This window comes from Tardiphaga sp. P4_G1 (assembly GCF_056401215.1).
In genome coordinates, this window is sequence record NZ_JBFUJU010000006.1 from 307,406 (window position 1) to 323,926 (window position 16,521).

Below are 16,521 nucleotides of genomic sequence, written 5' to 3' on the forward strand. Positions count from 1 at the left end.
TTCCCAGCAGCTACTTCACCTCTGCAAGCGCCGCGTCCCACAGCCACTTCATAATCGGTGATACAGCTGGCGGCGTGGAGGCGAGAAAATCGACATAGGGCGGATCAATCACGGGGCTCAGCTTTTCCTGTCCATTTGCTGGATTATAGAAATCATGGAAATTGAAGTCCTGAGTAGCTCCGTATCGTCCGCCGTCAAAACGCCAGGCGTTGAACCTCGGCCCACCTTTCGCCCGCAGAATGAAATAGCGGGCAAGTGACAGTCCAAGCACCTGACCGGCCGCAGTGTCGACCGGGAAATGGACACCTGCCACTGTGCGGTTGACCGCGATCCGCGCCGCCTGTCGCATCAACTGCTCGCCAAGTTTAGGCTCGCGCCCGTACAGCTCCCACAGGATGCGCGCAATCATGTGATTTTCGGTGGAATGACCGCTCGGAAATGTCCCGTGGCCCGGCGTCAGAATGATCGGTTGAACCTGAGACGACAGTTCATATGGTCGCCAGCACGCCAGAGCATGCTTGATGCGCATTTCCACCGCGGTTGCAAACCGAAGAGCAGCATCAAGCAGCTCGATCGTCTTCTTGGTACGATCCGGATGGAGGTTCACGACCGAACTCCAGAACGCATATTGAGGGCCGAGCTGGGTCACGATTTCCGAAACACGATCCTCGCGAAGATCGGAATATTGATCCAGAAAATCCAGCTGGCCTTTGAAAGTCTCGGCCGGCGGGCGGATCAAAGTCGCAATCCGGCTCGATTTCGCTTTGGGAGACGGATCTGTCGCTGTGGTTTGAACGTGGAACTGCCAGACCGTGACCGACTTCTCGCTCGGTGTCCGGGAGACGTTCTTGCCCTGATGCTTGTAGCTGAATCTCTCTGAGTGGCTCGTAAAATGGAGGTGCGACAGCAGTTCGAAGTCTATGACGGCCGCCCGCACCCACGGCTCCCAAAGCGCCAGGTTCTTCTTGTCGTCCAGCCCACGTGGCGACCGATTGACGGTCTGACCGAGCCAGCTTCCGACGATACCGTCGCGGTGCTTGACGAGTGCATCGGCAACCAGCGGCGACCCGTAACTGCCGTAGGGCCCAGCTCCAGCACCGCCCGCGCCTCCGGCACCTCCCGCTCCCCCAGCACCACCGGCGCCGCCTGCGCCCCCCGCACCTCCTGCGCCGCCTTCAGGACCTATCGTGCACATGTTTTTGCTCCCGTTCTGCTAATTCGGTACACCAGCTCCCTGCAATGCGCTCGACCAGATGCGGCCGGTTTCATATCCCCCACTGGGGTGACGCTCGCGATATTTCGCGACCGTCAGGCCCGGCTCGAGTTTCATCAGTTCGGTCACCGTCCTGCGCGCCTCTTGCTGAAGGCCGAGCTGCCATTGCGCGATCGCCAGCGCGCGAAACGTGGATGTATGCGTGCGATTGGCGCGCAACGAACGGTTCGCAAGGTCGATGGCGCGCTTGTATTGCCCGGCGGAGAGAGCAGCCGTTGCGGCCAGAGAATCGTAGAAGTATCTGTGAGGATCCAGCGGCGACAGTTTCAGCGCATGCTCGGTGTGTTCGACTGCCGACTTTCCTGCATCCTTGAAGGCGAGAAGCGTTCCCTTTAGCAGCCACGCCATCGCATCGTTGGGATTGACGCGCAGCGCGAGGTCATACTGCTCCTGCGCGACGTCAAATTGTTTCAGCAGATTGGTATGAGCAAAGCCCATAACCACCAGCGCGAGAGAACAGCGCGGATCGGCACTCAGCGCTCGCCGCCCGCAATCGAGCGCCAGTTGCGTATCCGCACTCCAGTCATCGGTCCATCCCTGCTGGACCCGCAATATGTGCCACTTGGCCATCCATGCCCAGGGTACGGCCTGGCGGGGCATACGCTCCGTCAGGACCAGGAGCATCTGGCGCGATCTGTCAAAATCCTGCACCGAAAGGCGATGCATGAGCGCGATCGCCCCCATCAACAGCGTGTAGCTCTCGACGGTCGGGAGTGATTGCGACTGTGCACGTTCAAGCTCGCGCGCCATGATCGCCAAGCTGACCGCCGTCACAATACCCGCGACGGCACCATCCTTTCCGCTGATCAAAGCTGTCGCGCTACAAACGAACGAGTCAGACCAAACGATTGTCAGATTCGACGAAGATGCCAGTTCGAGGTTCACCCGTAGCTTACTTCCGGCCTTGCGGTAAGAGCCCGACAGAACGTAGTTCGCCGTCAAATAGCTGCTGATCTCCTCGACCGAACTATCCCGCCCGCGAAAGACAGACGTCGACAGGCGCGAGATGACGTTCAGCTCCGATGAACGCGAAAGCGCGGATATGATTTCGTCAGCGAGCACTTCGCCAATGACCCGATGTTCCGGACCATCATCCAGCCCGGTAAAAGGCACGACCGCGACAGTGGCGCGCAACTTCGGCATTGATACAGCACCTGGCTCGATCACGGGTCGCGGCCCTGGTGGGCCGACACGATACGCTCGAACGGGTTCATGCACATGTTTAAGGTAACAAGCTCCCAAATCCTCGACGTCGGCATCCAATACAGGCACGAGTTGGTCGCGAACATCGGCCGATACAACAATTTCCCCCGGCCCCGCTAAACCTGTAAGCCGGGCTGCAAGGTTAACGTCAGCCCCGTAAACATCGTGCTCGTCAGCAAGAAGATGACCGACGTGAGCTCCTTCACGGACGAGGATATACTGATCTTGCGGAACGCCTTCATTGATAACCGCACACGCATTCTGGACTGCAAAGGCAGCTCTCACCGCAAGGGGAGATTGAGGGAATTCCATCAGGAGCCCATCCCCAAGGCTCTTTACAAGCCGCCCCTCGAACCGCGGCAGGACATCTTCATCTATCGTTTTAACGAGTTTACGCCATCGCTGTACGGTGCTGGCCTCGTTCTCTTCCATCAGTCGCACGGACTCGACCACGTCCACGAAGAGCAGTGTGCGCACCACCCATTCCGGATTCTCGAATGCGAGTGAAGCGCTTGATCTAGCCATCAGCCACGCTGGTCACTGTTCTGATCCGCACTCTTGTGCACTAATGCGCACAAACTCGGTATCGCGGACGGATCACACTCAATTTTGCCCGCCAAGAACTTGTTAGCTAGACTTGAACAACGGCGATTTCAGGACGCCGCTCCTGACGACTAGATTGCAACCACGTCGCCACGCGACTCGACTTTGATACGCCAGCCGTTGTCTTCAATACCTGCCGCCGGACCGAATGGTGCTATCCCGATCATAGACCAGGAGTTCTTCAGCCGGCAACTACGACCTACGCGTAGCGATCGCGCCTCCGCCCCTGGGGATGGATGCATATCGTTAAAGCCTGAAACGATTTGCTTCACGATGGCGGGGACTGCGGCGGTCTGCCCAACCATGATCGCACAGATGAGGACGACGCAAATCACTCCGGCCCTGATCATCAAGCGGTGGTATAATCGACGATAGGATTGCTCCAGTTCATCTTCCGATGCACTCATGATCGCCTCCAGATAAGGCACATAGCCTTACTGCTTCCCGCTGGAGGTGGATGTGACGAGCGTCACATCTCGAGATAATTTTGTCTGATTGCCGATGCTCTTGTCCCGGCCTCGCCGCCCCTTGAACCCAAAGATGGCGTATCAGGCTACGCGTGGCTTCGAGGAAGCGCAGCGTACTCTTGGTCGTAGCTGGCGTAGGATTCCTTGAGCGTCGCCAGATTGAGCAGCATCGTCGCGACCAGCGCGTTCGAGCTATCGAAGACTTCAGTGCGCACCCACAGACTCTCGGTGCGTTTGCTGCCGGACATCGCGACGACCTTGCGGTCTATGCGGTAGTCTTCTCCAACGAACAGCGGACCGCAGAGCAACCGGATTTCCTGATCAGCGAACAGGCCAACTGCCGGCCCCTTGACCGGCAGACGATCCTTCTTGCTGCCGTGCTGAAATAACACGCTGAGCATTTCCATCGGAATGATCGCGCGTCCCCATGGCGAGTTGCCTGCGCTCTCGGGCACGTAATATGGCGACGGCTCGGTGATGACCTTGAGCTTTTGTTCAAGCGAGAATGGATAGAGCTCGCCCATGTTCTGATCGAAATCCATCCGAACCGTCTGCGATGCGGTGGTCATGCCGAGCTTGATGTCGCGCAGGATTACGGCATCACTCAGCGGCTTCAGTTCGGTCAGCCGTATGTCGAGGGCAGAGGCTGGCACATCGCGGCCAATTGAGGCACTGCCGCGCAACACTTCGGTGCCATCACGCTTCACCATCCTGATCGTGCAATAATGCCCGTCATCGATCGGCTTTTCGACAATGGCCTGTACCTCCTCGCCGTCAAAGGCGGCAGCACGATAATGCGCCGAGATACAGCCCGTCTCAAACCAGCCCTAGCCCCACAGTCGTTCGCAGAGCGGTGCAAACTGGCTGAAATGGGTCGGGCCCTCGATGGTCCCGCCCTTGAAGCCGAGCTTCTGCGCGGTGGCATCGTCATGGATGGATGCGTGAGAGTCGTAAGTCTGCGCATGGAGCATCTGTCGGGGCTGTCGCCACGGACCGATCAGTGCATTTCCGGCGTCCTCAATCACCGTATCGAATGCTTTTGATATCATTGGAAACTCCTCCGGGAATGTGGGCCGTCGGTTCGTTATGGCTACCAGGTATCGACACAGGGGCGCTTGCGACCCTCGCGTTGCGGTGGCTTCGGCACCGAACGCAGGCCGGCCATCACCCAGCGGCGCGTCTCGGCGGGGTCGATGACATTGTCGATCTCGAACACCGACGCGATCGAGGTCGCCTTGCCGTTGGCATAGAGCTCAGCGACCTTATTCTTGTAATAGGTCTCGCGCTCCAACGGATCGGCGATCGCCTCCATTTCCTTGCGGAAGCCGAGCCGCACGTAGCCTTCCAGCCCCATACCGCCGAATTCTCCGGTTGGCCACGCCGCCGTGAAGAACGAGGCGTGGAAACCGCCGCCGATCATCGACTGCGCGCCGAGTCCATAGCCCTTGCGCAGCACGATGCCGAACAACGGCACCGTGATGCTCGCGCCAGTGACGAACATACGCGCGACATGGCGCACGATCGCAGTCTTCTCCGCTTCCGGCCCGACCATGAAGCCCGGCGTGTCGCAGAGCGACACGATCGGAATGTCGAATGCATCGCAGAGCTGCAGAAAGCGCGCCGCCTTGTCTCCGGCCGCGGCGTCGATGGCACCGCCGAGATGTTTGGGATTGTTGGCAATCAGGCCGAATGGCTTGCCCTCGATACGAATGAACGCGGTGATCATGCCGACGCCAAAATCGCGCCGGATTTCGAGCACGGATTCCTCATCAGCGATCAGATCGATCACCGCGCGGATGTCATAGACGCGCAACCGGTTCTCCGGGATCGCACGTCGCAGCAGCCGCTGGTCAGGCGCACGCCATTCGGTGACGGCGCCTTGGAAGTAGGACAGATATTTCTGCGCGGCCCGTGTCGCTTCCTCTTCGTCCTCGACGAGAATATCGACGACGCCGTTCGGTGACTGGAAAGAGACGGGTCCGACTTCGGCCGGATGATAAACGCCGAGACCCCCGCCTTCGATCATCGCAGGACCCCCCATGCCGATCGAGGCGTTCTTCGTGGCGATGATAACGTCACAACAACCGAGCATCGCAGCATTGCCCGCGAAGCAATAGCCAGACACCACGCCGACCACCGGGACGAGACCCGAAAGTTTCGCGAATTGCACGAAAGACGGCCCGTCGAGACCCGTCATGCCGAGCCGATCGGTATCGCCGGGACGACCACCGCCGCCTTCGGCATAGAACACCAGCGGCATTTTCCACTGCTCGACCAGCGACAGCATGCGGTCGATCTTCTTGTGGTTCATATGGCCCTGGGTGCCGGCCAGCACGGTATAGTCATAGGAGATCACCATACAGCGTGCTTCGTGCTCGCCGAATTTGGTGGCATTGACCGTGGCCGTACCGGCGACCAGACCATCGGCCGGCGTGTTCTTGATGAGATCATCGACCGCGCGGCGGCGCCGCTGGCCGGCAATGGCGAGGCTGCCGTATTCCATGAACGAGCCGTCATCGACCAGTTGCGCAATATTCTCGCGCGCGGTGCGCTGATTGGTCTTGCGCCGGCGCTCGACCGAAGAGGGCCGGTTTTCATCGAGCGTGATCCCCTGGCGAGCGATCAGTTCGGCAAGGTCGGGACGAATGTGGTCGAGATCGATATCGGCTTCTTCCGTGGCGAGGTCGCCGGCCACGTCCTGAGGTTCGATATACAGAATGGGCTCGCCCTGCATCAACGTGACGCCATCGGATGCCGCGATCCGGGTGACGCGACCGCCCTGCTCCGCAGTCACCAGATGCTCCATCTTCATGGATTCGATGATGGCGAGTTGCTGGCCGGGCCTGACAACATCGCCTTCGGCCACCGGAATGGACACGACCGTGCCCTGCAGCGGCGCCGCGACCGGGATCGATCCTTCCGGCGCGGGCTGTACGACGCCGGCGGAGGTCCGTGCATCACCGGTTGATCCGCTGACGGCGAATAGCGGCTTGCCCGCTGTCAGTGTGGCAGCGACCAGATCGGCGACGTTGCGATCGATGAAGCTGGTGTTGATCCGATTGGCCTGGAAATCGGCGTTGGCCAGGATCGCCCGCATCAACGGGATATTGGTGGCGACGCCCTCGATGCGGAATTCGCGCAGGGCTCGCGTGCCCTTGGCTATGGCGTCGGACCATTTCGACGACGGCGTGTGGACGATCACCTTGGCCAGCAACGAGTCGAAGGCAGCACTGGTCTTGTAACCGGCATAACCGAACGTATCGACACGCACGCCCGGGCCTGACGGTGGCTCGAAAATCGCGAGCGTGCCGCCGGTCGGTTTTGTGGCGCCGGTGGCATCCATGGTCTCCATATTGATGCGGAGCTGCATGGCGAAACCGCGCGGGCTCGGCACCGAGGCCTGATCGAGGCCGAGCGACGCCAGCGTGGCGCCGCCGGCAACGGCGAGCTGCGACCGCACCAGATCGACCGACAGCACTTCCTCGGTCACGGTGTGCTCGACTTGCAGCCGCGGATTGGCCTCGATAAAGGCGAAGGCGCCATCGCCCTCGCCAACCTCGCCATCGACCAGGAATTCGAACGTACCGAGGCTGTCATACTTCGCCTCCGCCGCAAGATTTTTGGCGGCTTCAACGATGCGGCTGCGCAATTTGTGTGACAGCGACGGACTTGGCGCTACTTCGACCAGCTTCTGATTGCGGCGCTGGATCGTGCATTCACGCTCCCAGAGCTGGCTGATATCGCCGTGACGATCGCCGATGATCTGCACTTCGATATGACGGGCATTGCGAATGAGCCGCTCGACATAGACGCCGTCGCTGCCGAAGGCCGCCTTGGCCTCAGACTGACAACGCGCATAGGCGTCGTCGAGATCTGCGGCGCGTTCGACCACGCGCATGCCGCGGCCGCCGCCGCCAGCCATGGCCTTGATCATCACGGCGGCATTGCTCCCCAGCGATGTGAAAAACGCTTTCACCTCATCAAGCGTCGAGGGGCCCGTGGTGCCCGCGATGATCGGCACACCACAGCGCTTGGCGAGTTGCTTGGCCGCAACCTTGTCGCCAAACAGCTGCAATGCCGCGGGTGACGGGCCGACAAAGGTGATGCCCTCTTCGGCGCAGCGGCGGGCCAGATCGGCGTTCTCGCTGAGAAAGCCGTAGCCCGGATGCAGCGCATCACAGCCGGTGGCTTTCGCTGCACCAATCACACCTTCGATGTCGAGATAAGCACGCGCACCACGGCCGGGGATTTCCGTGGACTCGTCGGTGATCCGTACATGCAGCGACAGCGCGTCATCGGCTGGATATATGGCAACGGTGGCAAGGCCGGCGTCCGCCGCGGCGCGCGCGATACGAATGGCGATCTCGCCGCGATTGGCAATCAGCAACTTGCGAAAGGGCATCAAAACTCTCCGTGAACAACAGACGCGATCCGGGGTGGCATCATCCACACCTAGGGCCATGTAACGTTTCGATTTACTGCGGCGCGTTGGCGTCGAGTTCCTGCTTCTTCACCTTGCCGGTGGCAGTCATCGGCAGCGCGTCGATGATGCGGATCTCAGGCACCTTGTAGACGGCCATCCGTTCGGCACACCACGCCTGCAGTTCCGCTGGCGTGATGGTGCCTCTCTCTTCCGGCTTGAGCTGGATGAATGCGACCGGCACTTGCCCCTTGCTGGCATCTTCACGGCCGACCACGCCCGATCCGAGAACCTTCGGATGCTGCCCGAGCAGCGCCTCGATCTCCGGCGGGAATACACTCATGCCCTTGACCTTCAGCATCTCTTTGCGACGACCGAGAAAGTGCAGGAAGCCGTCGGTATCGATGGTGCCGATATCGCCGGTGCGCAGCCAGCCATCGATCAACGACTCCGCTGTTGCTTCCGGCTTATTCCAGTAGCTCTTCAGCAGCGATGGTGTCCGCACGCGGATCTCGCCCTCGCCGCCGAGCGGCACGAGTTCACCTGTCTCGAAATCGGTGATCTTGAACTCGGCGCCGGGCACCGGGAGCCCAACGAAGATCGGCTGCGACAGCAGATCGAAATCATCATCTTGGAAGCCAGCCGTGAGGGTGTTGGATGTATGGGTCTCCGTCATCCCCCACGAAGCTTCCGTAAGGATCGTGCCGGTGAGATCCTTCCAGCGCTTGCGATAGGCCGGGTTGAGCTTCTTCACGAAGGATACGACACGCACCTGATTAAGCGACGACAGGTCGAATTCCCCGAACCGCGGATGATCCATCAGCTCGACGGCGCCATCCACCGGCATTGCAGTGACATTGACCTTGTAGCGATCGATTGCCGACAGTGCCCCGATCGCATCCCAGCGCGCCAGCAGGACAAGCGTTGCGCCCGTAAACATCGGGAAGATCAGGCCGAAATTCTCACCGGCAATCCAGAACTCTGGAAAGAACGACAGAAAGACGCTGTTTTCATTGGCAACGACGGAGATGCCGTGATTGGCGGCGGCCGTATAGACCATATCGCGCTGTGTGTGCACGCAGCCCTTCGGCATGCCGGTGGTGCCACCGGTGTAATTCAGCGCAGCGATATCATCGAGTCCGGCGGGCGGAAGCGGCTTTGGCGCGGGCAGCGCAGCCAGCGCCGGTAGCAGATCGGTCGCACCGGAGATGGCAATGCGCGGCGCACTGATCGAGTCAGGGACGGGAATGGTCGGCTTGGCCGGAAGTACATCCGCGAAACTGGTAACGATCACTTCGCGCAGCTTGGACTCGCTCCGCACCTGGTCGACCACTGGCGCCAGCTGATCTAGCGCCACGATGACTTCGGCGTCGGTATCATTCAATTCGTAGGACAATTCGAACGCGCGCGACAGCGGGCTGACGGGGACGTGGATAGCGCCAAGCTTGAGGATGCCGAAGAATACGATATGGAATTGCGGGCAGTTCGGCAGGAACACCGCGACACGGTCGCCCTTGCGAACGCCCTTCTCCATCAGCAACGCCGCGAGACGATCACTCTGCGCGTCGAGTTCGGCATAGGTGGTGACGTGACCGTAGAAGATCACCGCAGCCTTTTCAGGATTACGTTTGGCCCACGTGCGCAAATATTCGGTCAGCGCGATTTCGCCATGCAGATATTGCGGCTTGTTTGGCGTGCCTTTCGGCCAGGCCTTAGCCCACAGCTCGTGCAGCCTGGCGAGATATTCAGTTTCTTTGGCGCTTGCGGTCATCACCGACGTCCTTGTTCTTGGTCTTGGTCAATTGCGTTTCATGGTCGGGTCGAGCGCGACGCGCAGCGATTCACCCAATGTGTTGAAGGCCAGTGCGGTAAACAGGATGGCGAGGCCGGGCGGATACATCTGCTCGGGCGCGATTTCCATGTTCTGATAGGCGCGCGCCAGCATCGAGCCCCAGCTCGGATCGGGCGGCTGAATGCCGAGGCCGAGGAAGCTGAGGCTCGCTTCCGCCAGGAGCGCTGCGGCCAGTAACAGCGTGACCTGCACGATGACGGGTTGGATGGCATTCGGCAGCACGTGACGCCACAGGATGCGTGGTGTTGATCCACCGAAACAGCGCGCGGCATCGACATAGAGTTCATTGCGCACCACCAGCGTGCGCGCACGGACGAGGCGCGCAAGCTGCGGCGAAAACACGATGCCAACCGAGATCATGCCGTTCGTGAGGCCGATGCCGAGCGCACCTGTCACGGCGATCGCGAGCACGATGGCCGGGAACGACAGGAAGCTGTCGATAACGCGGCTGATCACCGTATCGGCCCAGCCGCCAAGATAGCCGGCGAGAATGCCGACCGGCACGCCGATCAGAACGGCGATCGTCACCGCAAGGAAACTCGCATAGAGCGACGCCATACCACCATAGATCAGGCGGCTGAGCGTATCGCGACCGAGATCGTCAGCACCAAGCCAATGTTGGGTCGACATGGTTGCCAGCGCCGCGTCGAGATCCTGTGCGGCCGGCGCATATGGCGAGATCCACGGGCCGAGGACCGAAATCACGAACAGCGCGACGAGGAAAGTTAGGCTGAAAGCACCGCGTAGATCACTGAGGAACCAGCGTACAAAACCCGAGAAACGTCCCTGCCGACGTTCGGGCGCCATCACAGCATCCGTCATGACGAAATCCTCGGATCGAGGACGCTGTACAGAATGTCCGTGAGCAGATTGAGCGTGACGACGATCAGCACCATGGTGAACACCACGCCCTGCACCACCGGGAAATCGCGGTTCATCGCGCCGTTGACGATCAACCCGCCCATGCCGGGAATCGCGAACACCGCCTCGACCACGACGGTCGCCGCGAGCAGGCGGTTCGCGAGCAGGCTGACGACGGTGAGCAGGTTGACGCTGACATTCTTCAAACCATGACGCCACAGGATCGCCGATGGCGGCAAACCCTTGGCGTGCAGCGTGCGAACCTGTTGCGACGACAGTATCTCGACGAGTGACGACCGCAATTGCCGCGCCACCTCGGCAATGCCGCCGGACGCAAGCGCCACCGCCGGCAGGATGGCATGACTGAGTGACGCCCACGGATCTTTCATGAGCGATACTGCACCCGTGGCCGGCAGCCAGTTCAGCTGCAGCGAGAAGAACGCCACCAGCAGCATGCCGAGCCAGAAATTCGGCACGGCGACACCGAGTGAGGCAATCGCCATGACGAAGCCGTCGATCCACGAGCCGGGCTTGGTTGCCGCGGCAATGCCCAGGGGGATGCCGACCAACATCGCCATGAACAGCGCGAGTGCGACGATCAGCAGCGTATGCGGCAGGCAGCGCTGGATCGAGGTCAGCACCGCTTCGTTGGAAATCAGCGAGCTGGAGAGATCGCCATGCGCTGCCTTCCAGAGCCATGAGCCATATTGCAGCAGGAACGGCTGGTTCAGACCATAGAGCTCGCGGATTTCGGCGATCCGCTGCTCCGACGCATTGTCGCCAGCAAGCGTCACAGCAACATCGCCCGGCACCAGCTTGAGCAGGCCGAACACGATGAAGGTCGACAGCACCACCACCGGGATTGCCTGCAGCAGGCGACGACCGATGATGCGGAGACGTCCGGAATTCAACATGCGCAATTCACACCAGTTAGGGACGCCGCGATGATCGCGGCGCCGGTTGCTGTGTCGGACGGATTAGCCGAGCGAGATGTTTTCGAATTTCGGCTTGCCGAGCAGATTGGGCCTGAAGCCCTTCACCTTGGCGGACAGCGCATCGAGTTCGAACTGGAATGCGAGCGGTGCCGACAGGGCGTTCTCCACCGTGAATTTCTGGATCTTGGCGAACACATCGGCGCGCTTGGCGAGGTCTTCGCTGACGCGGCTCTCCTGGATCAACTTCGACAACTCCGGCTCACCGCTGCGGCCCGCATTGTAATAAGCGCCTTTGTCGAAGCTCAGCCCGTAGGTCATGCTCGGATCCGGACGCCCGGTCCATGCCGAGACAAGAAGGTCGAACTTTTTCTCGGTGGCAAAGAACTGCGCGCTGATTTCGGCGATGGTGCCGCGGGTGAATTTCAGGCGGATACCAGCCTTGCCGAGCTGATCCTGGATCACCTCGCCACGCCGCACGGAATCCTGATCCATATAGCCGCCGATGGTCAGTTCAAGACCATCCTTGTAGCCGGCCTCGGCGAGCAGCTGCTTCGCCTTTTCCGGATTGTTCGGATACATCCCCGCGACGTCCTTGTTGAACGCCCAGTGCGAGCTCGGCAGCGTCATGCGCGCCGGTTCGCCGAGTCCGTTGAGGGCCGCCTTGACGAAAGCATCGCGGTCGAGCGCGAAGTTGATCGCCTGACGGACCTTGACGTTGTCGAGCGGTGCGCGGCCGTAATTGAAGTAGACCTGAATGCAATACAACGTCGGCGAGCTGACGGTTTCCAGATTCTTGGCGCGCTCGATCACCGGCTTCAATCGCGCCGGCAGCTGGAATGCCATATCGTTCTGGCCGGCGACGACCGAACGCAAGGCGGTGGCATTTTCCGGAATGATGTTGAATTCGATGCCGTCCAGATAAGGTCGGCCCTGACGCCAGTATTGGTCATGGCGCGCCACGACGATGATCTCGTTGTCGTTCCAGCGCACGAATTTCCATGGGCCAGCGCCGACCGGCTTGCGGTCGGTCTCATTGCCGAGCGCCTTGATATTGGTCGGCGACACCATCATGCCAGCACGGTCCGACAGAATGGCCGGCAATGCCGTGTCCGGATTCTTAAGCTTCAGCGTGACCTGCAGCGGACCGGTCACCTCAACCGCTTCCACGCTGGAGAGATCGGGCTTGACGTTGGAGCGCTGATCGGTGCGGTTGCGCTCGAGGTTGAATTTGACGGCCTCGGCATCCATCGGTGTGCCATCGTGGAATTTGATGCCGGCGCTGATGTCGAGCACCATGGTCTTCGGATCGGGGAACGCCCATTTCGCCATGCCCGGCTTCGGCTTCAGCGTCTCGTAATCCCACTCCACCAGCGTGTCATACATGGTCCACAGAATGCTGTGGTCGGAGCCGGCGCCGCCGGTGGCCGGATCGAGCGATGACGGATTGGCCGGCGCGGCGACCTTCAGCACGCCGCCCTTCTTGGCCTCTTGCGCCCAGGCCGGCAGGCCGAGTGCGCCGGTCACGGCAGCGCCGCCCATCAGCGCCAGAATGTCACGACGACGCAATGTTTGCTTGCCCAGATCAATTGTCTTCATTTGAAAATCCTCCCGTTGATTATGATGCGCGTTGCGCTTTTTGATTATCTGGCGGTGGCCCGTCCACCGTGGCGAAATGGCAGGCCACGCGGTGTCCCGGCTTCACGTCGCGCCAGGCTGGCACTTCTTTGGCGCAACGCGGTTGCACCGACGGGCAGCGCGTGCGGAAGCGGCAACCTGATGGCGGCGCCACCGGGCTCGGAATTTCACCTTCGAGAATGATGCGGCGGTCGACCCGCAAATGCGACGGCAACGGCACCGGCTCGGCCGACAACAGCGCACGCGTATAGGGATGCAGTGGCCGCTCGACCACATCCTCGGCCGGACCGAGCTCCATCAGCTTGCCGAGATAGGTGACGGCGATGCGGTCGGAGATGTGCGAGACCACCGAGATGTCATGGGTGATGAACACATAAGTCAGACCGAATTCGCGCTGCAGATCGGCAAACAGATTGAGCACGTCGCCGCGGATGGAGACGTCGAGCGCCGCCACCACCTCGTCGCAAACGATGACCTTGGGCCGTAACGTCAGCACGCGCGCGATGTTAACGCGCTGCTTCTGGCCGCCGGACAGCTGATGCGGATAGCGATCGGCGGCTTCGGCGGCGAGGCCGACGCGCTCCAGCACCTCGATGCCACGACGGTGGCGCGAGGCATGATCGCCCTCGCCCATGATCTCCAGCGGCTCGACCACGCTGTCGATGATGGTCATGCGCGGATTAAGCGCGGCATTCGGATCCTGGAAGATGATCTGGTAATCGCGGCGGTGCTTACGGAATGCGCTGGTGCTGAGGGCAGCCGGATCGGTGCCGTCATGCAGGATCTGGCCATGACTCGGCGGCAGCAGCGACACCAGCGCACGGCCGAGTGTGGTCTTGCCCGAGCCGGACTCACCGATAATGCCGAAGGTCTCGCCAGCGCGAACCTCGAAATCCATGCCGTCGATCGCCTTGACGGTGTCGCGGCTATCGCGGGTCGGAAACAGGATCCGCAAGTCGCGCACTGCGAGAATGCCGCTGTCGCTATTATGGTTCTGCGCGGAAGACATCAATTCACCGCCCCCGGCAGCACAAGTTCGGGAGCACGCCAGCAGCGTGCAGTACGACCGCTTTTGATCTCGATCATCGGCTGACTCCGCTCGCAGCCCGCCACGGCATGCGTGCAACGTGATCGGAAGCGGCAGCCGGCCGGCATCGCATTGGGCGACGGTACGCGGCCGGGGATCGAGGCCAGCACACCGCGGCGCGGGCTGAGGCTAGGCAGCGAGCGCAGCAGTCCGGATGTATAGGGATGACGCGGCCGCGTCAGCACGTCGTCCACCGGCGCGTCCTCGACGACCTCACCGGCATACATGGTGATCATGCGGGTGCAGGTTTCGGCGACGACGCCAAGGTCATGGGTAATGAAGATCAATGCCGTGCCGGTGCGCTCGCTCAACGAACGCAAGAGATCGGTGATCTGCGCCTGCACCGTGACATCGAGCGCCGTGGTCGGCTCGTCGGCGACCAGCAGCTTCGGCTTGCAGATCAACGCCATCGCGATCATCACGCGCTGGCGCATACCGCCCGAGAGTTGATGCGGATATTCGTCGCAGCGGCGTTCCGGCGCGGGGATACCGACTTCACGCAACGCAGCGATGGCGCGCTCGCGCCCCTCCGCGCGACTGACCGGAAAATGGATGCGATAGGCTTCGCTGATCTGGTCGCCAACCGTGAAGACAGGATCAAGCGCGCTCATAGGCTCCTGGAAGATCATCGCAATCTCGCGCCCGCGCACGGCGCGCATGCGCCGCGGCGACAGCGTGGCCAGATTGGTTCCGTTGAACAGAATATCACCTTCGATCCGCGCCGATTGCGGCGGCAACAGCCGCAGCAGCGAGAGTCCGGTAACGGTCTTGCCGCATCCGCTCTCTCCGACCAGACCGACGCGCTCGCCCGGCGCGATGGTGAAATTTACGTTCCGGGTGATCGGCAATGCGCCACGCGCCGTCGCGAATGACAGCGAGAGATCGCGTACTTCCAGCAGCGGCTGCGGCGAAACGCCCGCGTCGGGCATTCCAGCAACGCGCGTTGCCGTGGGAGCGGAGATGTCGATCGCACCTGTCATTGCGCTTCGCCAGCCAGAACACGACCAATGACGCCGCGCCTCATCCGCTGCTGCAGGGTTTGCCGGTGCTGCACTTGCACATACGGATGAAAGCCGCAGACGCGTGTCTGTTGGGCTGTTGTCAGTCGGACATGCGCCGACGCAAACAGAGCCGCCATGTTCACCTCCCTTGCCATCCCTGTTCTGCAGATCTTGCATCGGGACGTTCCATCGCGGTCCGGCTTGAGCCGGTATGTATTGAAGCGACAGTAACCCAATGAAAGGTCATCGACTGTCAATTGTCAACAATTGACTTCTGCGGTAGACAGGACCGTATGACGCGGCAAGCGTGCATCGACAGGAGGCAGCCATGGCAGCGACACTTCGCAGGCCATTCAACGATAACCAGCACGACGTCGAACGGAGATTTGCACCGCGTACGATCCCCGACCAGGTTGCGGAGGAACTCGGTGCCGAAATCGTCTCCGGCCGTCGCAAAGCGGGCGAGCGTCTTGTCGAACTCGACCTCGCGCGCGATTTCGGCGTCAGCCGTGGCCCAATCCGTGAAGCGATACGCATTCTCGAGCGCCGGCGCTTGGTCGACATCTTTCCGCGGCGCGGCGCCTATATCAGGCCGCTGTCACTCAAATCGGTGGCTGACCTGTTTAATGTCCGCACCGCACTGTCGATGCTGGCAGTGCGCACCATGGCGACCACGCCGGTCGAAAGCTTCATCGACACATTGGCGCGCCGCTGCGACGAGTTGAGAGTCGCAGTCGAGATCGATGATCCAATGGCTTTCGCACACACAACGACGCGCGCGGTAAAGACCATTGCGCGCGGCTCGGGCAACGAACTGCTCGTCGAACTGCTCACCGACCTTGCCAACCAGACCGTATGGGAAACCATCTGGAAGACACCGCTGGACTATCAGACCCGCGACATCCGCCGGCTCAGCGCCGACCTGATGGCGTCGACATTGAAAGCGATCCGGCAACGTAAGCCGAACGCTGCTGTCACACATCTCGGTCAGCTTCTGGAAAGTGATCGCGACCGCGCCTTGTCCACCCTATCGCGCATTCGCGGAGAGACATTCGACCTGAGCGCGCTAACACATAGCGACGGGCACGATAGTATGCCGGCGGACATTGCGCCCGCTCCGCGCGGATGAATTCGACGGGGCTGTAGGCTCAGACGGTAGCGACCGCAATTCATCAACGCAAAAA

Annotated in this window: 11 protein-coding genes and 1 pseudogene; 1 reads left to right on the top strand and 11 read right to left on the bottom strand. The window is 61.1% G+C overall.

Annotation, left to right across the window (positions count from 1 at the left end):
- Positions 1-10: 10 nt before the first annotated feature.
- The 11 genes and pseudogenes from AC1DUY_RS16765 to AC1DUY_RS16815 all read right to left on the bottom strand — a co-directional run bounded on the left by AC1DUY_RS16765 (position 11) and on the right by AC1DUY_RS16815 (position 15,316).
- A complete protein-coding gene (locus tag AC1DUY_RS16765) occupies positions 11-937 on the bottom strand; it encodes a phosphatase PAP2 family protein (protein ID WP_478115655.1) in 927 nt (308 codons plus the stop codon).
- A gap of 276 nt (positions 938-1,213) precedes the next feature.
- The gene (locus AC1DUY_RS16770; protein ID WP_478115657.1) at positions 1,214-2,953 is read right to left on the bottom strand and encodes an adenylate/guanylate cyclase domain-containing protein; all 1,740 of its coding nucleotides are present in this window, start codon (positions 2,951-2,953) and stop codon (positions 1,214-1,216) included.
- Between the two features lie 197 nt (positions 2,954-3,150).
- Positions 3,151-3,486, bottom strand: coding sequence for a hypothetical protein (locus tag AC1DUY_RS16775; protein WP_478115659.1), 336 nt, complete (start codon positions 3,484-3,486; stop codon positions 3,151-3,153).
- A gap of 146 nt (positions 3,487-3,632) precedes the next feature.
- A pseudogene (locus AC1DUY_RS16780) lies at positions 3,633-4,595 on the bottom strand (hypothetical protein).
- Between the two features lie 41 nt (positions 4,596-4,636).
- The gene (locus AC1DUY_RS16785; RefSeq protein WP_478115661.1) at positions 4,637-7,948 is read right to left on the bottom strand and encodes a carboxyl transferase domain-containing protein; all 3,312 of its coding nucleotides are present in this window, start codon (positions 7,946-7,948) and stop codon (positions 4,637-4,639) included.
- 73 nt (positions 7,949-8,021) lie between these two features.
- The gene (locus AC1DUY_RS16790; protein ID WP_478115663.1) at positions 8,022-9,737 is read right to left on the bottom strand and encodes an AMP-binding protein; all 1,716 of its coding nucleotides are present in this window, start codon (positions 9,735-9,737) and stop codon (positions 8,022-8,024) included.
- Between the two features lie 27 nt (positions 9,738-9,764).
- Positions 9,765-10,640: an ABC transporter permease gene (locus AC1DUY_RS16795; RefSeq protein ID WP_478115665.1), complete on the bottom strand. Its 876-nt coding sequence runs from the start codon at positions 10,638-10,640 to the stop codon at positions 9,765-9,767.
- The gene (locus AC1DUY_RS16800; RefSeq protein ID WP_478115667.1) at positions 10,637-11,593 is read right to left on the bottom strand and encodes an ABC transporter permease; all 957 of its coding nucleotides are present in this window, start codon (positions 11,591-11,593) and stop codon (positions 10,637-10,639) included. Before AC1DUY_RS16800 ends, AC1DUY_RS16795 begins: the two co-directional genes overlap by 4 nt.
- Before the next feature lie 63 nt (positions 11,594-11,656).
- On the bottom strand, positions 11,657-13,210 hold the full coding sequence (locus tag AC1DUY_RS16805) for an ABC transporter substrate-binding protein (protein ID WP_478115669.1): 1,554 nt from the start codon (positions 13,208-13,210) through the stop codon (positions 11,657-11,659).
- Positions 13,211-13,229: 19 nt separating this feature from the next.
- A complete protein-coding gene (locus AC1DUY_RS16810) occupies positions 13,230-14,258 on the bottom strand; it encodes an ABC transporter ATP-binding protein (protein ID WP_478115671.1) in 1,029 nt (342 codons plus the stop codon).
- Positions 14,258-15,316: an ABC transporter ATP-binding protein gene (locus tag AC1DUY_RS16815; RefSeq protein WP_478115673.1), complete on the bottom strand. Its 1,059-nt coding sequence runs from the start codon at positions 15,314-15,316 to the stop codon at positions 14,258-14,260. Before AC1DUY_RS16815 ends, AC1DUY_RS16810 begins: the two co-directional genes overlap by 1 nt.
- 349 nt (positions 15,317-15,665) lie before the next feature.
- Here AC1DUY_RS16815 and AC1DUY_RS16820 point away from each other — a divergent pair, with 349 nt between their 5' ends.
- Positions 15,666-16,466, top strand: a complete 801-nt coding sequence (locus AC1DUY_RS16820) for a GntR family transcriptional regulator (RefSeq protein WP_478115675.1) — start codon at positions 15,666-15,668, stop codon at positions 16,464-16,466.
- Positions 16,467-16,521: the final 55 nt, after the last annotated feature.